Origin of the sequence: Gardnerella sp. KA01000, from assembly GCF_049244035.1 — a bacterium.
Classification (GTDB): Bacteria; Actinomycetota; Actinomycetes; order Actinomycetales; family Bifidobacteriaceae; genus Bifidobacterium; species Bifidobacterium leopoldii.
Genome location: NZ_CP058367.1, coordinates 832325 through 850947 on the forward strand (window position 1 = coordinate 832325; position 18623 = coordinate 850947).

13 protein-coding genes and 1 riboswitch are annotated in these 18623 nt (G+C 38.5%); of the genes, 4 read left to right on the forward strand and 9 right to left on the reverse strand.

Annotation, left to right across the window (positions count from 1 at the left end; genetic code table 11):
• Positions 1-77: 77 nt before the first annotated feature.
• From HXT58_RS03105 to eno, 5 genes are all read right to left on the reverse strand, one after another.
• Complete coding sequence (locus tag HXT58_RS03105) at positions 78-554, reverse strand: FtsB family cell division protein (protein ID WP_004106839.1); 477 nt, start codon at positions 552-554, stop codon at positions 78-80.
• A gap of 189 nt (positions 555-743) precedes the next feature.
• A complete protein-coding gene (gene folP, locus HXT58_RS03110) occupies positions 744-1883 on the reverse strand; it encodes a dihydropteroate synthase (protein WP_410295054.1) in 1140 nt (379 codons plus the stop codon).
• Positions 1884-1938: 55 nt separating this feature from the next.
• Entirely contained in the window at positions 1939-2439 is a 501-nt protein-coding gene (folK, locus tag HXT58_RS03115; RefSeq protein ID WP_004119382.1) for a 2-amino-4-hydroxy-6-hydroxymethyldihydropteridine diphosphokinase, read from the reverse strand.
• 262 nt (positions 2440-2701) lie between these two features.
• Positions 2702-3616, reverse strand: a complete 915-nt coding sequence (locus HXT58_RS03120; RefSeq protein WP_004106846.1) for an L-lactate dehydrogenase — start codon at positions 3614-3616, stop codon at positions 2702-2704.
• Positions 3617-3813: 197 nt separating this feature from the next.
• Positions 3814-5109 (reverse strand): phosphopyruvate hydratase, encoded by a 1296-nt coding sequence (eno, locus tag HXT58_RS03125; protein WP_004106847.1) that lies wholly within the window; start codon positions 5107-5109, stop codon positions 3814-3816.
• Positions 5110-5319: 210 nt separating this feature from the next.
• Positions 5320-5444: riboswitch (TPP riboswitch) on the forward strand.
• On the opposite strand from eno, the gene HXT58_RS03130 reads away from it, so the two are divergent.
• The 3 genes from HXT58_RS03130 (at position 5434) to HXT58_RS03140 (ending at position 8307) form a co-directional block, all read left to right on the forward strand.
• The gene (locus HXT58_RS03130) at positions 5434-6249 is read left to right on the forward strand and encodes an ABC transporter permease (RefSeq protein WP_004119379.1); all 816 of its coding nucleotides are present in this window, start codon (positions 5434-5436) and stop codon (positions 6247-6249) included. (Overlaps the previous riboswitch by 11 nt.)
• Before the next feature lie 151 nt (positions 6250-6400).
• Entirely contained in the window at positions 6401-7399 is a 999-nt protein-coding gene (locus HXT58_RS03135) for an ABC transporter substrate-binding protein (RefSeq protein ID WP_415705920.1), read from the forward strand.
• Between the two features lie 173 nt (positions 7400-7572).
• Entirely contained in the window at positions 7573-8307 is a 735-nt protein-coding gene (locus HXT58_RS03140) for an ABC transporter ATP-binding protein (protein ID WP_415696200.1), read from the forward strand.
• 74 nt (positions 8308-8381) lie between these two features.
• Here the strand turns inward: HXT58_RS03140 and mfd are convergent, their stop codons facing one another.
• The 3 genes from mfd to HXT58_RS03155 form a co-directional block, all read right to left on the reverse strand.
• A complete protein-coding gene (mfd, locus tag HXT58_RS03145; protein ID WP_004106858.1) occupies positions 8382-11990 on the reverse strand; it encodes a transcription-repair coupling factor in 3609 nt (1202 codons plus the stop codon).
• Complete coding sequence (gene pth / locus HXT58_RS03150; RefSeq protein ID WP_064340215.1) at positions 11980-12579, reverse strand: aminoacyl-tRNA hydrolase; 600 nt, start codon at positions 12577-12579, stop codon at positions 11980-11982. The genes mfd and pth overlap by 11 nt, the downstream gene beginning before the upstream one ends.
• Before the next feature lie 139 nt (positions 12580-12718).
• Entirely contained in the window at positions 12719-13771 is a 1053-nt protein-coding gene (locus tag HXT58_RS03155) for an ABC transporter substrate-binding protein (RefSeq protein ID WP_004106862.1), read from the reverse strand.
• 309 nt (positions 13772-14080) lie between these two features.
• Between HXT58_RS03155 and HXT58_RS03160 the strand changes: the two genes are divergently transcribed.
• A complete protein-coding gene (locus HXT58_RS03160) occupies positions 14081-14872 on the forward strand; it encodes an ABC transporter permease (protein WP_101886008.1) in 792 nt (263 codons plus the stop codon).
• 100 nt (positions 14873-14972) lie between these two features.
• Here the strand turns inward: HXT58_RS03160 and HXT58_RS03165 are convergent, their stop codons facing one another.
• Positions 14973-18503 (reverse strand): UPF0182 family protein, encoded by a 3531-nt coding sequence (locus HXT58_RS03165; RefSeq protein ID WP_174164043.1) that lies wholly within the window; start codon positions 18501-18503, stop codon positions 14973-14975.
• Positions 18504-18623: the final 120 nt, after the last annotated feature.

The following is an 18623-nucleotide window of genomic DNA, read 5'->3' on the forward strand; positions in this document are numbered from 1 at the left end:
GGCTGTTAGCCATGCGTTTCTACTCCTGTTAAAGCTGTTTTACAAATAAATAATTCTTTACTTTATCAGTTTATATGTTATAAGGATGGCACGGTATCTGGTTTGTCTGCTTTATGTATTGCATACATTAAGTCACTATACCAAGGCAAGACTGAATGAGTCTTAGTTTCGCTATTTTCTTGAGCAAATTCATTCGGAACTTTTCCAGTTACTGCCTCAGGATGCTCTACACGAACAGCCTGCTCACCAGGAAAAATAAAGCCGAGGCGATCTCTAGCTTGAGCGGTAACGTATGCTTTGTCTTTCCATCGGTCAATATTATTATCCAACGTACGCTTTTGTTCACGTAAATCACTTTCTTCACGCTGAAGTGCATGAAGCTCCGACAAGCTTAACGCATAATTTCTAACTGTTGAAATGCATTCAATTGAACCAACGGTAACTACAAAAACCATAAATAAAAACACGAGCGGTCCTGAAAGTAGTCGACGCTGTTGCAATGGTGATACTACATCCTCACCTAATGCCGTTTTACGACGCTTTTTCATAACCATACTCTCTAAATTACTTGATGTATTCGACGTGAAAACATCATGTATTCCGCTAATATCTTACGTGCTTTAGATGCAAAATGCTGTTGTACCACATTTACAGTCACGCTACATTTACAGTCACTCTACATTTATTCGTTATTAAAATTAAAAAACTGACGAACAAAACTGCAAAAAAATATTCAAATTTTTCTACTTAAACCAGTAATTTCTATTAATAACATCGATCATTTCAACTAATTGCTTTGTTTCTGCAATATCATGAGCACGTATTACACGTCCACCAGCCATAAACATCGCTGTTTCTGCAACTAAAGTAACTGGCAAACGATCTTCTTTATCTAAATTAAAAAGCTTCTTACCAAAGCCTTTTCTAGAAATCGCAACCAATATTGGTCTACCAAAACGATGCAATTGATTAATATTGCGCATCATTGCATAATCTTGTTCACCATCAGCAACCTTTGCATAGCCAATTCCTTGATCAAGAATGATCCTATTTAAGTCAACTCCTCCATCAACAAGCATTTTTAAATTATCACTAAAGAATTGACACATAACCTTTGTTAAATTGTCATATTCTGTATCTCTATTGCTATGCATTGTTACTAATCCAACGTTAGAATCTGCCATAAGCTTTACTTTTTCTGGAGAATCAAACGCACGAACATCATTTATAATATCTACGCCAGCTTCAATTGCAGCTTCCATTACAGGTAACTTGTAAGTGTCTACTGCTACAGCAATTTGAGGATAATTTTTGTGAATATACTTAATAGCAGGTATAACGCGACTTATTTCCTCTTCTGGAGTAATTTCTAAATAACCGCCAGGTTTTGTAGTTTGACCGCCTACTTCTATAACATCAGCACCGGCTTCAACTATTTCTTTAATATGGCTATTTACTTCGTCCTCACTTTGGTACTTGCCGCCGTCATAGAATGAGTCAGGAGTAATATTCAAAATCGCGTAAACTATCGGCTTGTCAAGTGTATCAAAGCAGAATCGCCCTGCATTCCACACAATTGCTTTTTGCTTTAATAGCGAGCGCAAACTTGCAAGTAATTCTCGATCTTCGTACCATGCTTTTTCGCATTCTTGCATAAAAGGTTTAAGAGCAATAAGCGGCAAAATGAAGTCAATAGAAGACTCGGAAACTTTGATAGCTGTATCAAAATGATCGAGAAAATCAGCTACTTTGCTTAAATCGTTTTCGCTAATATTTTCCCACGTGCATAAAATTTTTTGATTTACACAAAGATCCTGCAGTAACGCTATATCTGCAATATTTTTAGAAGATGCATTCTCCAAATTGCTTTCAATAATTCGCATTTGTATTCTTTCTTTCTAAAACCTCATATTTAAAAAACTAAATTTATATTCCAAACTAATTAAAAACTTCGCTACTTTCAATAATATTAATCCAATTAGTGTCGCTAGTTTTATTAAGCTTATCTTGGATGAGCTCATGATAATTTGCATCGTCTGCGCTTATTTCGAGCAAAGGAACTAATACAAATCTGCGATTATCTCTTTCTTTGTGCGGAATCGTAAGATTTTCACTTTTTATAGTTTGACCACCAAAATCAATAATATCTAAATCGATTGTTCGAGGACCCCAACGAACTATGCGCTTTCTATGAAGACGCTGTTCAATATCATGAATAAAATCAAGCAATTCAAAAGCTGTTAAATCAGTGTCCAAACGTAAAGCAATGTTATAAAAACTGTCTTGCACTACGTCACCAACTGGTTCAGTTTCATACACTGAAGAAACGATAATATTGCTTATATGCGAATTTTGCTTCAATAGCGAAACAGCTTGGCGCAAATTAAGTAATCTATCACCTATATTGCTTCCAACACTTATGTATGCACTAGAAATCATATTTCCACCCCCCAAAAAAAATAATTCAATTTATAGTTAAAAGTATATATCATAAACAATTAGGACTAGCCAACTTTATAAATTCAAATAATAAATAAGCTAATATCAAAAATTTTTATAACAAAAATGTCGCTGTAAATTCAACACTCTTTAGGAGCAATTAAATCTACAACGACATTTTTCAATACGCTTTTGTCTAAAGTCTGTAAAAATATTTTAGATTCAAAAGTAGTATTTTTTAGTTATTTTATTTTTGACTCATCTACTTTGCTTGAGCTTTACTCAAAATTGTATCTGCAGAATGCTGCAACTTTTGCAACTCTTCTTCAGTCAAGTCAAGTTGGCACTGCTTCACAATACCTTCGCGACCAACGATTGCTGGGTAAGAAAGATAAGAATGGTATTCCTCTCGATAGTTCGAAACAGGCATTTGCTCCTTCGAATCCGAAAGAACAGCATGGACCAGACGAACTGCAGCAGCAGCAATACCGTAATTTGTATACTTCTTTCCATAGAACACAGTGAAGCCGCCTTGACGAGTTTCTTCATCGACAGCATCTAAATCAATGTTCTTTTCTTTTGCAAACTCAACAATCGGCTGTTCAAGAACCTTAACTGTGGACCATGCGACGAACTGTGAATCACCATGTTCACCCAAGCTATAGCCCTTCACGGCTTTTGGATGCACTCCGAAGAATTTACCAACAGCGCGATGAAGACGTGCAGAATCAAGCAATGTTCCAGTGCCAATAACTTTTTCATAAGGGAGACCAGTTGTTTCTTTATAAAGCTGGCAAATAGCGTCGCAAGGATTCGTAATATCGATTAGAACACCATGGAAGCCAGAAGCTTTAATCTTTGCGCCAACTTCTTCAACTTGAACACGATTATGTTTAAGTTCTGCGAAACGATCAGGATTTGGGACGTCTAAAAGCTTAATATTGCCCATAGCGCTTACGATAACTTCAACATCTTTCAAAGCATCGTAATCATTGACAGTAATGTTTACATTAAAAGGCAAATTGTCCATTGAATCCTCAAAATCCAATGCATCAGCCTTAACCTTAGCCTCATTCTTGTCATATAAGTACAGCTCGTCGGCGTAACCACCAACAACAAGCTGATGAGCAACAGCTGCGCCAACATTTCCCATACCAATAACTGCTACTTTTCGCATAATGAAACATCTCCTTCTGTTTCGATTTTCTCACAAAAATATCACCATTATGCAGAGAATGAAAGTAAATTTAAGAAAAATTTTTTGCGTGTTGTGATTTTTTCAAAAATATTTAATAAAAAACGGTCAGCCGTAAACACGACTGACCGTTAAAACTCAAAGACTCAAGAAGCCACTAAGTTACTTAAAACTAAAAGTTACTTCATATACTTCTTGCAAGCCTTGAATGCGCTGTAACCAGCATACTGAGCGGTAGAACCAAGCTCTTCCTCAATCTCAAGCAAGCGGTTGTACTTAGCAATACGCTCGCCACGAGCAGGAGCACCAGTCTTGATTTGGCCGGTGTTCTTAGCAACAGCAAGATCAGAAATGGTGGTATCTGGGGTTTCACCAGAACGATGGGAAACCATAGAAGTAAAGCCGTTCTTAGTTGCAAGCTCAATAGCGTCGAGGGTTTCGGTAACGGAACCAATCTGGTTCAACTTCACGAGCAAGGAGTTAGCTGCACCAAGCTCAATACCCTTAGCCAAACGCTTTGGATTGGTGACGAGCAAGTCATCGCCAACGAACTGCAAACGATCACCAAGACGCTTGGTGATTTCTGCCCAATCATCCCAGCCTTCTTCCTGGAATGGATCTTCGATGGAAACGATTGGATACTCGTTGATGAGCTTCTCGTAGTAATCGAGCATGTAAGCAGATTCGCGCTCTTCGCCATCGAAACGATACTTACCAGTTTCCTTGTTGTAGAACTCAGAAGAAGCAACGTCAAGAGAAATACCAATCTGCTTGCCTGGCTCATAGCCAGCGGCTTCGATTGCATCCATGATGTACTTCAAGGAATCCTCGTTGGACTTCATCTTTGGAGCGAAGCCACCTTCGTCACCAAGACCAGTAGCCAAGCCTTCCTTCTTCAAAACATTCTTCAAGGTGTGATAAACCTCAACACCAGCGCGCAAAGCATCGCTGTAGGTCGCGAAACCATAAGGAGAAATCATGTACTCCTGAATATCGGTTGCGAAATCAGCGTGAGCACCACCGTTCATGATGTTCATGTTTGGAACTGGAAGAATGTGACCATTGGTGCCGCCAATGTAGCGGTACAACGGAAGCTGAGCAGACTCAGCAGCAGCGTAGAGAGCAGCGAGGGAAACGCCGAGAATTGCGTTAGCACCAAGCTTGCCCTTGTTTGGCGTGCCATCAAGCTCAATCATCGTCTCATCAAGAGCGCGCTGATCGGTGGCATCCATGCCAATAACCTTGGGTGCGATTACCTCGTTGACAGCCTTAACAGCTTCCAACGTGCCCTTGCCTTGATAACGGGACTTGTCGCCATCGCGACGTTCCCAAGCTTCAGCCTCACCAGTAGAAGCACCAGAAGGCACTAAACCAATACCCTGAGCGCCATCTTCGGTCTCCAAATAAACCTGAACAGTAGGATTTCCACGAGAATCCAAAATTTCGCGTGCATATACGCTTTCAATAGCTGCCACAACTACTCCTTTATACCTATGGGTTGTGATGACTCTTCCAAGATTAGTGCGTTTTATGGACGTTATATTGAGTACCAGCGTATTTATGCCGTGAACGTTCACAATATTTTGATTTAATTCGAGTCATATGAGCCAATTGTATATTTTTAAGCAATATCGTTTATAAATATCGATTTCAAATATACATGTCCATACCCTTGGGAGATAATGACCACAGACACGGGGTGCGCAACTACATCGTGCCAAACAACAATACATACAGTGTTGCGCTGAGAATACACTCGTTGAACCTGATATAGCTAAAACTATCGAAGGGATTGTCGCATGACTTACAGTTCGCCTAATAAAGCGAAAAACATATTGAAGATTGCATTTAAAGCGGTATCTTCGTGTAAAGTGTGGATTTCAACTATCCTCATTTTGGTTTTGTGGTTTTTTACAACTCTTTCTCCAATCGAGGACCGTTCTTTGCCATCCCCATATGAAGTAATACAAGCTTTTATTGATTTAAACAACGAAGGCATATTATTAAAATCCTTAGGAATAAGTATTTTACGAGTTCTTTTAGGACTTTTGTTAGGAATTATTTTTGCTGTTCCTGCAGGCATACTTGCGGGAGGCAGTAAGCTTGGCAATATTGTAGTTGATAAACCAAGCCACATGTTGAGGTCAATTCCATTCCCGGCTTTAGCTCCAATATTAATAATTTTCCTCGGAATAGATGAAACGATGAAAATAGCGCTTATAGCTGTTGGCGTTTTTGGACCTATGTACGTTAATATTCGCGACGGAGTGCGTAATATTGATCCGAAACTTCTCGAATTAGCGCAGGTTTATCACGTTAAAAAATCTACTATTTTTATATCTATTTTGCTTCGCGGTACACTTCCAAGTTTTATGACAGGTTTGCGATTTGCAATATCTGTAGCATGGGTTGCATTAGTGACTTGCGAAACAGTTAATTCTTCTATCGGAATTGGATACATTCTTTCAAGAGCGCAAGAATTCTTTAGGCCAGATCAAATGATGGCATGCGTTATTATGTACGCAATTGCAGGTCTTGGATCTGAGCTTACTGCAAACATATTAGAGTATCTTCTTATACCTGAGCGCAGATTAGATAGAAAATCACGCCAATAATCTAGTAATATCAACATTTTTCTAAAGTTAACTACTTTTTAAAATGCATTAAATTGCTTTTTAAGAATTAGTCAATACTTAGAATCAACAACCAAATAATAACAACCAAACAACAGATAAATAAAACAACAAACAAAAGGAACTATATATCATGGCTAATTTAAAAATGCGATTTTCTAAAAAGAGCATTATTGCATTAATCTGCGCTGTTTGCGCAACAGTATCTCTCGCAGCTTGCGGAAGCTCACAAAAATCATCAAGCGCTTCTTCAAAAGAAGACGCTGGAACTATGAGAGTCGCTTATCTTTCAACAGCAAATTATTTAACTACTTTGAAAAATGAGAAATTCCTTCAAGACGAATTTGGCAAATCTAAAGTAGTTTACACTGGTCCTTACACTCCAGTTGATGGTCTTACTGCTGTTATGAGCGGAAATGCAGATGCTACAACTACTGGAACCGGACGCTTCATTGATTTGATTGCTGAAGGACAACCATGGGTAGCTTTTGCGCTCGAATATTACAATGGTGATTCTCAAGGAATCGTTGCATCCGCAAAAAGCGGCGTGAAAACACTAAAAGACTTATACGGAAAGAAAGTTGCTATTATTCACAACGGTGATACTGGCGATTACATGCTTCACCGCGCATTCGATAAAAGTGCTTTAGACGTTTCTAAAGTTAACAAAGTTGAGATGAGCCCTAAGAACTTCCAGACAGCATTTACTTCTGGACAGATTGATGCAATTTCCTCATTCGATCAGAATCTTGCTGCAGCAATGACAACTCCAGGCGCAAAATTGCTTGTAAATGCTAAAAAGTACGGCAATATGAATGTTACTATTCACATTGTTTCTAAGAGCTTTGCCCAAAAGCATCCGGATCTTGTTAAGAAGATGTACAAGGCTCTTGTTCGCGAAGCAAAAAAGTCTCATAAAGAAAACAATGTTATTGGAAACGCTTACAAGCAGCTCGGAGCAAGCGAAACTATTATTAAGCAAATTGAAAAGTTTGACAATCCAACTATTCGCCCAATCGATGAAAAAGGTTTGAAAATGATGGAAACTCAGGCTAAAGAATACGTGAAATATGGTTTAATTAAGCAAGCTCCAAAGAATTTGAAAGATTCTGTAATGGATTGCACGAAATAAATTAATCCATATATATAAAACACATATTCATAAAAACAAAAAATTAAATATTAAAATAAAATAATATATAACTGATTAATCAAAATTAAAACAAAGTTATATAACATGCTTGTATAACAAAGTTATATAAATATTATATAAACATGATTTAGAGCAACGCAGTAGGAGTAAATATGAGCACTCAAATAGAAGACTATGAGACTAAAGATAGCTCTTACTGCGTTACTCTAGAACATATTGGTGTGACTTTTAAAAATAACGCTAAAATATTACGAGATATAAATCTAAATATTAAAAAAGGCGAATTCGTATCTCTAATAGGACGCTCAGGATGCGGAAAAACCACTCTTCTTAAAGTTATTTCAGGATTAATCAAACCTGATTCTGGAACAATAAACGTCACACAACATCAAGCAATAGGTTTCCAAGACGCAAGATTAATACCATGGATAACAGTAAGTAAGAACGTAGTTTTCGGCATGCAAGGAAACAAATCAGAACTAAAATCTATTGCAGAAAAAGCTCTTAACGATATGCAACTTAATAATTGCGGTTCGAAATGGCCATCAGAACTTTCAGGTGGTCAAGCACAACGAGTCTCATTAGCTAGAGCTTTAGTTCATAATCCTGAATTACTACTTTTAGACGAGCCTTTCGGAGCATTAGACGCTTTAACTCGTTTAGACATGCAAGATTTGCTTGATAAGCTAAGACAGAAACATGGCTGGACCACAATAATGGTCACGCACGATATTTCTGAAGCAGTAAGACTTTCTGACAGAATTCTTATGATTAAAGACGGAATCATTGAGAAAAACTGGAATATTGATCGAAGCCAACTTGATGCACAAAAGCGTCCAAATAATCACGTTGAAATAGAAGATGAGCTTAGAGAAGCGTTACAGTAAGAACGAAAAAATAATTGATAAAGGCGACTGCAAAATAGCGGCCGCCTTTATTTATAAAATAAACACAAGAAAATTTACCAAGCGACGTCATCAAGAAGCTGACGCACCCAGGAGAGTATTTCATGCTCATTCATTGAACCAGACCCGAGTGAAGATTCAAAAGGAGCTGGAACAATAAGCATATGAGTAAGAGGACGATACTGCAATCCTCTATAAATACGCTTCAAACGCATCATCACAGACTCTTTTGGATCGACGCCAACAACTCGTACTGATTTTCCTTGAGAGCTGATTTGCGTAATACCAATCTCGCGTGCTTTAAAACGCAAACGAGCAACATCACACAAAGACTCAAATTCTTCAGGCGGATTACCAAAGCGATCAAGAAGCTCATCGTGAAGTTCTCGCAAATCACTATTATCCTTAGCAGCAGCAAGCTTCCGGTACGCTTCCAAACGAAGCTTGTCAGAAGCAATATAATCAACTGGAAGAGAAGCCTCAACAGGAAGATCAATAGTTACACAAACAGGCTCAACTCTTTCAGGTTCCTTATATTTTTCAACAGCTTCAGAAACCATACGAACATACAAATCAAATCCAACACCCTCAATGTGGCCACTTTGCTCATCTCCAAGCAAATTTCCAGTTCCACGCAATTCCAAATCTTTCATCGCAACATCAAAACCAGAACCAAGTGCAGTATGCTGAGCAATTGTTGAGAGTCTATCGTGAGATTGTTGCGTCATAGGCTTTGAAGGATCATACAAGAAGTAAGCGTAAGCACGCTCATGACCTCTACCTACTCGACCGCGCAACTGATGCAACTGGCTTAAACCGAATCTATCTGCGTGGTCGACAATAAGTGTATTCGCATTAGAAATATCAAGACCTGTTTCAATAATCGTTGTACAAACAAGCACATCAATATCTCTATGCCAAAAATCACGAATAACAGCATCGAGCTGCTTCTCGCCCATTTTTCCATGAGCAATAGCAACACGGACATCTGGCACAAGCTCCTGAATCTTACTTGCAACAGAACTAATATCTTCAACACGATTATGGACGTAAAAAACTTGACCCCCACGCAACAATTCGCGCTTAATGCATGCAGCAACTTGAGAATTATCATACGCACCAACGTATGTAAGCACTGGAAGCCTATCTTCTGGAGGAGTTGCGAGAGTAGACATTTCACGAATACCAGTTACAGCCATTTCAAGAGTTCTAGGAATTGGCGTTGCCGAAAGACTTAATACGTCAACGTTTGTGCGCAAAGCTTTGAGCGTTTCCTTATGTTCCACACCAAAACGCTGCTCTTCGTCAATAATAACCAAACCTAAATCTTTGAACTTTATACTAGGATTCAAAAGCTTATGCGTTCCAATAACAACGTCAATGCTCCCATCTTGCAATCCAGCTAAAGTTTCTTCAATCTCTTTAGAAGTTTGGAATCTACTCATTGCAGCAACTTTTACAGGAAAGCCTTCAAATCGATTTGTAAAAGTCTCGTAATGCTGTTGAACAAGCAAAGTCGTTGGAACTAAAACAACAACTTGCTTAGAATCTTGCACAGCTTTGAAAGCTGCACGTAACGCAATTTCAGTTTTACCAAAACCAACATCTCCACAAATTAAGCGATCCATTGGTATTGGCTTTTCCATATCCGCTTTTACTTCGTCAATAGTTGTAAGCTGATCAGCGGTTTCTTGATAAGGAAATGCGTCTTCCAACTCTTTTTGCCAAGGAGTATCTTTACTAAATGCAAATCCGCGAGATTGCTGCCTTGCTGAATAAAGTTTAATAAGATTTTCAGCAATTTCATGAACATGCTTTTTAGCTTTTGCTTTAGTTTGAGCCCAGTCAGAACCTCCGAGCTTGTTAAGCTTTGGTATTTCGGCACCAATATATTTACTAACTAAATCAAGCTGATCGGTTGGAATAAAAAGTTTATCGTTAGGAGCATTACGTTTGCTAGGAGCATATTCAATTACTAAATATTCGCGAGTTGCACTACCACCCGAAACAGCAATATTACGTTGTTTCATACCAACAAAACGTCCAATACCATGCTGCTCGTGCACAACGAAATCACCAGGCTTTAGTTCCATTAGGTCGATTGCTTTGCGCCTGCGTTTTGGAGTTTTTAGTTGAGCTGATGCAGAAGATTTACCTGTCAGATCACGCTCTGTAAGAATCGCGATACGCGCAACATTATCGATAAAGCCATCCGAAATACTTGAGCGCACTGTAGTAAATTCATGTACACCAGTCACATATATAGCGCGTCTCAAGCGTGCAAGAGTACCAGAAGCCGCAGCTGTAATAGTTACAGCAAAACCATTGTCAACAAGAGAAGTGATACCACCAGAAACTTTCGATTCATCTCCTCGAAACTCTTGTGGCGCCGATGCTGGCAAAGCAATATTTCCATAAATTTGATTGTCAACACCAAAAGATGTTAATTTCCATACATCATGATTAGACAATTCTAACGATGAAATCGTTTCATCAAAATCCAAGAAATTAGCTTGATCGAATGTTATTGGAGCTCCAGAACCGTGTCCAGAAGCAGCAACATGCCAACTAGCTGCTAAGAATTCGTTAGCTGTAGCAGTTACGTCATCTGCAGCTCTACGGCATTTTTCGGGATCAGATAGAATAATAACAGATTCCTTCGGAAGCATATTTTGCACTGATTCCATGCGATCCACTAGTGCAGGCAACAAAGACTCCATACCTTCTACAGGTATAGAATTTGCGATTGATTCAAGCATATCGTCAGCATTTGGAATTGCGCCAATAAGAGAACGCGCGCGCTTGCAAATTTTTTCTGTAATCTGAAGCTCACGACAAGGCGTAGCCCAAATACTTGCAATATTATTGCCATAAGTACGCTGATCAGAAGCATGAAATTGCTTTATAGTATCAATTTCATCACCAAAAAATTCAATTCTCACAGGATGCGTCATTGTTGGCGCAAAAACGTCAATAATTCCACCACGAACAGCAAACTCTCCACGTTCCATCACCAAATCAACACGAGTATATGCGTTTTCTACCAAACGTTTCACAGCATATTCAAGAGTTAATTCTTTTCCGCACTCAAATAACAGAGGATCTATATCACCAATGCCTTCAACTACAGGCTGAATAAGCGATCGCACAGGCATAACCAACACGCGAATCGGACCAAAAAGTGATGTGTTATTTTCAGGATGACAAAGCCTACGAAACACTGCAATCCTGCTAGCAACAGTATCTGCCCTAGGCGAAAGCCTTTCATGAGGTAACGTTTCCCAAGCTTCTAATTTAGCAACGTCTTGAGCATCACCATCGTACCAATCACGCACAGACGCAATAAAATCTTCAGCATCTCTACTCGATGGAACAATAACAACAACTGGCTTTTTCTTAGCTAATGCAGCAACAATAGCAGAACGAATTCCAATAGGAGAAGAAATTGTTAAATCTTCACTTATTGAATCTAAATCTTTACGATTTTTATTTGCACTTTCGCAACAATAATCAGATATCGCATCAAGATCATATTCAGATAAAGCTTTAAAAAGTGAATCCTTAGTTGATAAATCATTAAGAATATCTCTCAAGCTTATTACTGAAATATCATCAGTCTTATCATTCTTGTTGTTTTTGATATTAGACCTGCTATCAGCGGCCATTAAACTTCTCCTGCGTTGCTGCTAATCCATGGAAAATAATACTCTCTGCAGCATCAGCACCATCTGCTAAAAAGTTTGGAAGATCAGATTTTTGAGCTGCAGCAAAACCTCCAAGAACCCAATTGACGGTATTATCGTGCGCGTGAGCACCACGCTGCGCATGACCAACACCCATTCTCACTCGAGAATATTGAGGAGTACCAAGAGAGCGATCGATAGAACGAATACCGTTATGTCCTCCCGCAGAGCCTCCTGCTTTTACTTTAATGCGCCCAAAATCTAAATCCATATCATCGTGAATTATCACAATATGATCTGGTTCTATTTGATAATAGGAGCTTATAGAAGATACTGCAGCACCAGAATCATTCATAAAAGTCAACGGTTTGGCAAGGAAAAACTTTGCTACGCGACCATCAAGATTCATAACACCTTTGCCAAGTTTAGCTAAACCTTTGTGATCCGAAAGAGATACTGACCAACGTTGTGCCAAAACGTCTGCAACCATAAAACCCATGTTGTGTCGAGTACCCTCATATTTTGTACCAGGATTTCCCAAGCCAGCAATAAGCCAAAAATCCGATGTCATGGCAGACCACTCCCCATTCAAATATTTAGCAAAACAACAAAACGGGCGCATCGATTGTAGATGAACGTAAAATCACAACTACTCGATACGCCCTTATATACTTCAGCCTATTCTATCAAGACTCAAGTCATTATGTTATTTATTTCAAAAATTCGTCAGTAGACAATTCTTTTGCTTGCGGAGTTTTATGAGTTACTTTGCCTTTAGAATCAGTGTAAGCACCTTCCTTACTTAAGAAGTTAAAGTAAGCTTGAGCGCCTTTAACATCAGTGGTTCCGAACACAAATTTTCCGCTTTTAATATCCGCGCGATTGCCCCAATATTGACCGTCAACAATCATCTTCATGCTACGCTTAACAAACTTTATGTCGAGATTAGCATCTTTTGCTTCTTTCACAAGAATTTCAGAAGCCTCATCAGGATGTTCATAAGCATATTCATATCCGCGCTTTGCAGCTTTAACAAATGCTCGAACAAGCTTAGGGTCTTTAGCTACAGTACGCTTATTTGCAATTATTCCAATAGTATCTGGCTGACCTGGCACACCGTAGTCGCCCTCCATGAAGCAGCGAAGCTTTGGTCCAAACATTTCAGACTGTACACCTTCCCAAGTGCCGTAGAAGCCACCAAAATCAGCTTTACCAGATTCAAGAGTTCTAAAAGTTGAAGTTCCAACAGTCACTTTGTCGAACTTACCTTGACCGCCATCGTGTTGAATCATCCTACGAATTACAGCATCACCTTCAGCTGAACCAAAAGTTGCAAAAGTACGACCATCAAAATCTTTTGGAGAATGAATCTTATTGTTCGAAGCAAGTGAACACCAAATAGCACTTGGCTTTTGCTGAACTTGCATAACTTGCTCAAGATTTGCTCCCTTTGTTGAAAAATCAGCAGCATTTGTCAAAGTACTAAGAGCAAAATCAGCAACACCACTATCAACTGCATGTTCCGAACCAGTCTGAGCAACAGCAAGTATATTGACATCTAATCCGGCATCTTTAAACCATCCTTTATGCTTAGCAACATAAATACCAATATGATTAGTATCCGGTGCCCAAAATAGCATAAACGACACTTTACGAAGATTTGCATTCTTACTACTACTTGCAGATCCACATGCCGAGAAAGAAAATACGCAGCACGCAGAAAGAATAAACGCAAGAGTACGCTTTACAATACGCATATTCATGAGTTCCCTACTTTGTTTCTTGTACCGTTCTTCTGGGAAAGTGACACGAACTCGGCAGAAAACGGTAACAAAGGGCCTAGCCCGCGCCGTTCAATGCCCCTGAGCAGATTCAATCTGCTACAGTTTGCCACACATTGACTCACGAAACATTTAGATTATGCATGATTAAATAGACAAATAAAAAATCTCGTACACTATTAAACTCACAGAAGTTGTGCGCTTCTAATAGAATGTACGTGCTATTTGTAGTTTTAAATAATTCGATTGGGGCAGCAATCGAAGTCATTTAAAGAAAGGAATCGAGTTTTCATGACGCAATCGCGTTTTAAACGTATGCTAATTAAATATCTGCCAACTGTATTTTCTGTAATAGTTTTACTTGTTTTTTGGCAGTATGCATGCGAATATTATAAAATTTCGGAAAATTTGATTCCAACACCATCTTCAATTGTTCAATCAACAGCTGACGCTTTGCCAACTCTATTACCTGCAGCATTAATTACAACACAAGAAACAGTTATCGGTTTTTCTATTGCAATAGTAGTTGGAATTCTTTTAGGTGTTATTTTCCATGTTTGTAAGCTTGTTAAATCTGCTTTATTCCCTCTTTTATGCGCAGCGCAAACTATGCCATTAATTTCTATTGCGCCAATTTTTTTGATTTGGTTTGGTTTTGAAATATCGGGGAAAATTGTAATAGTAATGGTTTTCAGCATGTTCCCTATTGCTGTGCAAACTATACGAGGTCTTGACGCCGTTCCAAGTTTTTATACAGATGTTGCTTTAACTTGTGGAGCAAATAGAACTTGGACTTTGTGGCATGTTAAATTAAGGGTTGCAGCTCGCCAAATTTTTGGTGGCATACGCATTAGTGCAGCTTATGTTTTTGGAACTGCTTCAACTGCAGAATATTTGGGAGCCAAAGATGGGCTAGGAATTTGGCTTCAATTCGCTTATAACTCATTTAGAACACCACTTATTTTTTCTGCAACAATAGTAATAATAATTCTTACTGCGCTTCTTATGTGCATTGTTAACGTTTGTGAAAGAATTATGATTGGTTCAGCAGACGAAGATGATGACCCAGATAGCCAATTGTGAAATTGCATTAAAACAGCACATGTGAGTTACAAAAGTGACGAAAATAACGCAACATTCGCTACTTTTGTAACTCACAAACTGAGATATTAATGAAAACTTACTACTTACCTGATTCTTCTTTCATTGCTTCATTAATAGCATCGCTCAGCTCTTTTTGCGCCTTTCCGTAAGCTTCCCAGTTTCCGGATCGCATAGCAGAATCAGAATCTTTTAACGCTTGAGCTGCACGTTTAAGTGCTTCTTTAGCTTTTTGGCTCATAGAATGAGATTTTTCTGAATTCTTAGACTCACTTTCCTTAGAGCTACCTTCTTTAGAATCAGCATCCTTAGATTCATTACTTTCAGCAGCATTGTTTGAAGAAGAATTATTAGAAGCATCACCAGCCAAAGCACCCGAGTTTCCACCAAATACTTGATTAAGTGCTTCATCTAACGTATCTGCAAATCCAACTTGATCTCCAAACGCAACTAACACCTTCTTAAGCAAAGGATAGCTAGTAGAACCGCTAGATTGCACATAAACAGGCTCTACATAAACCAGTCCTCCACCAAGAGGTAATGTAATCAAATTGCCACGTTTAACTTTAGTAGAACCGGATTCAAGCAAATTCAATTCTTTAGAAACATTTGCATTAGCGTTGAAATTATTCTGAGCTTGGCCAGGTCCTGGAACATTAGATATCTTGGGTAATTCTTGCAAACGAATCTTACCGTAATTTGAACCAATCTTTCCAGGAGTATCCCCCGCATCTGAATCAACAGACAAGAAACCAGTCAATATTTCACGCGTACTTTTACCAGCTGGAATATAAGTAGAGACAAGCGAAAATACTGGTTTCTTTGCGTCTCCAGTTTGCAAAGTCAAATAGTATGGAGGTTGCAAAATATCTTCTTTTTGTGCTTTTTGAGATTCAGTTGGATCAACAGGAATCTGCCAGAAGTCTTCTCCAGAGAAGAATTGACTTGCGGTATCGACGTGATACTTTGCTAATAAGTGACGTTGAACTTTAAACAAGCTTTCTGGGTAACGCAAATGCTTCATCAAATCACCAGAAATCTTAGAAATGTCATGATAGTGACCTGGGAAAATTGATCTCCAAGCTTTGATTACAGGGTCTTTCGTATCCCACACATACAAATCAACAGAACCATCATAAGCATCAACTGTAGCTTTCACAGAATTACGGATGTAGTTTGCGCGTTGATTAGTCAATCCTTTAATAGAATGAGAAGTTGTTGTTGTGGAATCTTGAGTTACCTTACCAAAATCAGTCATCTGAGAATAAGGGTAAGAATCAGAAGTAGTATAGCCATCAACAATCCACTTAACGCGACCATCTACTACTGCAGGATAAACTCGACCATCCAAAGTTAAGTAAGGAGCAACCTTAGACACGCGTGTCTTAGGATCACGATCATACAAAATTTGAGATTCAGAAGTCACACGATCAGAGAAAAGAATCTGATCAGACCCAAACCTAATTGCATGCAAAAGTTTAGAGAAGAAATTGCCTAAACTTGGACCACCATTGCCATTAAAAGTAGTTAATGCACCTTGAGAACCAGTCGGATAATCAAACTCCCATGGAGCTGTCCCTTTTGGAGATCCAACGATAGAATACTCAGGAGCATTCGGAGAGAAGTAAATACGTGGTTCATACTTTTGCGACTTAGTAAGTTTGCCTTGAGCAGGAATACCGTACTCCATGAATTGCGGCTGACCATCTGTAGTTACTTTATTTCCGTAGGCTGCAACAATTCCGTAGCCATGCGTATAAACTGTATGATCATTAACCCAGTTTCGATTATCGTTTCCAGCTAAATCGAGTTCACGTGCAGCGATAACTGTATCTTGACTTACACCGTCAATATCGTATTTATCAACTGAAAGCGTATCTGCGAAAGTGTAGTATTGCTTCGATTGCTGCAATTGGCGGAAAGTTGGAGACGTAACTTGTGGATCTAACAAACGAATTTGCGCAGTTGACTCTGCTTCTTTTGATAATGCACCTGATTTACCTTTAGAAGTAGCGTTATACGATTCTTTCTTTACATTATTTAGACCGTAAGCAAACTTTGTAGCATCGATATTACGCTGAATATAAGTAGCTTCCAATTCCTGAGCATTAGGAGCAACTTTAAATCGCTGCACAAGTGCCGGCCAGGCAAAAGATATAACAATTGAGCAAACAATCATAAAAGCTAAAGCAATAGTCGGAGTTTTCCAAGCTTTTACAGCAGTTTTAAAACGAACTGAAATTGGTGCTTCTACAGATAAAGCGTGAGATTTCATAAACCAAAATGCAATAACAGAACCAACTAACACTGTAATTACTGCCATAACTATGCTTCCAGGAACTCCAGCATTCATATCCGTGTATGAACCGCCAGTAATACGAGGACCGTCAAGAGTTACAACAGCAAACATGTCTAAAATTTGCTGAGCTGCCCAAGACAAAATCACAAGCATAAACCATACAGAAATTTGTCTACGTGCTCGTTTTGTAATACTTAATATGCTTTTACCGTCGATAGGCATACTAAAACGAATTGCTCCCATAAGAAGATGCGTAATAATAGAGAAAACAAGGGATATTACCAATAAGAGCACAAATGCACTTATAAATAACCTTAATCCTGGTAGTACGAATACATAAAACCCATTGTCAATTCCAAATTGCGGATCCTTAATGCCAAAAGGTTGGGCGTTAAACATTAACAAAATTTGCGCCCAATGATTGTAGAATTTAAATCCAAATACCGCGCCTACAATCAATGAAAAAATTCCTGCAACATGCAAAGCAAGCTTTGAACTAATTCCCTGCTTTAAATCAATAACATTGCCTTTAATTCGAATATAAGTTCCATCTGCATTGCTTGGACGCGCTTTTATTGCCAAAGCTGCAGACAAGTAGCCAAAAACAGACATTAATATTGCATAAAGCACCCAAACGCCCACTTTTGCTGCAAGTTGAATCCAAATAACACTTTCAAAGCCAAGCTGTGAATACCACATGCAATCAGTTATGAACCTTGCGAGAGCAAATATTGCAGCTATAGCAAGCACAACGATTAACAATACTATCGCAAGAATCCACCGCCATCTTCTTGAGCCGCCAATAAATTTACCTACATTAAACTCTAATCTCATAGAACGCTTATGCTCCTTATTTTCAGTGCTCTTATAATCGCTTTTATTGATATTATTACTTTCGCTATTTTTTGGAAAATCGCCTTTGTTCTCTAGTTTTTTCTTAGCTTCTAATAAATCACTAAAGAGGTCACCAAAGTCACCATCATCACTATAATAGTCTGCCCAATCTTCTATTTTTTTTGTAAACTTTGAAAAAGTCTTACCTTTGTTTTCACTATTAGAATCGTCTTTAGCATCCTCTTTAGAATCGTCTTTAGCAACAACATCATCACTTTTATTATCTTCATCAATACTTTCTACAATTACATCTTGCTCAATAGAATCAGTAGAATCGTTATCTTGTTGGCGCTTTTTCTTTCCGTCGCTTGTATAATCGGCACGCTTATGCGTCTTAGTATTTTTAGGTTTTTTAGCCATATACACGCCAAAAGCAGCCCATGCAACGCCAATAATTATTTCTATGATGAGTTTCAACATAAAGTTAATAGTACTATATTAATTATTCCCACTCTACATATTATGTAATCAAAACTAATTACAAAAAGCGCGCCCGCAAATTAATGCAAGCGCGCTTAAAGCGATTAAATTAAATCAAAT

Coding starts and splice junctions, on each gene's coding strand:
- HXT58_RS03105 (WP_004106839.1), bottom strand. CDS start 554: ATGGTTATGAAAAAGCGTCGTAAAACGGCATTAGGTGAGGATGTAGTA.
- folP (WP_410295054.1), bottom strand. CDS start 1,883: ATGCGAATTATTGAAAGCAATTTGGAGAATGCATCTTCTAAAAATATT.
- folK (WP_004119382.1), bottom strand. CDS start 2,439: ATGATTTCTAGTGCATACATAAGTGTTGGAAGCAATATAGGTGATAGA.
- HXT58_RS03120 (WP_004106846.1), bottom strand. CDS start 3,616: ATGCGAAAAGTAGCAGTTATTGGTATGGGAAATGTTGGCGCAGCTGTT.
- HXT58_RS03130 (WP_004119379.1), top strand. CDS start 5,434: ATGACTTACAGTTCGCCTAATAAAGCGAAAAACATATTGAAGATTGCA.
- HXT58_RS03135 (WP_415705920.1), top strand. CDS start 6,401: ATGGCTAATTTAAAAATGCGATTTTCTAAAAAGAGCATTATTGCATTA.
- HXT58_RS03140 (WP_415696200.1), top strand. CDS start 7,573: ATGAGCACTCAAATAGAAGACTATGAGACTAAAGATAGCTCTTACTGC.
- mfd (WP_004106858.1), bottom strand. CDS start 11,990: ATGGCCGCTGATAGCAGGTCTAATATCAAAAACAACAAGAATGATAAG.
- pth (WP_064340215.1), bottom strand. CDS start 12,579: ATGACATCGGATTTTTGGCTTATTGCTGGCTTGGGAAATCCTGGTACA.
- HXT58_RS03155 (WP_004106862.1), bottom strand. CDS start 13,771: ATGAATATGCGTATTGTAAAGCGTACTCTTGCGTTTATTCTTTCTGCG.
- HXT58_RS03160 (WP_101886008.1), top strand. CDS start 14,081: ATGACGCAATCGCGTTTTAAACGTATGCTAATTAAATATCTGCCAACT.
- HXT58_RS03165 (WP_174164043.1), bottom strand. CDS start 18,503: ATGTTGAAACTCATCATAGAAATAATTATTGGCGTTGCATGGGCTGCT.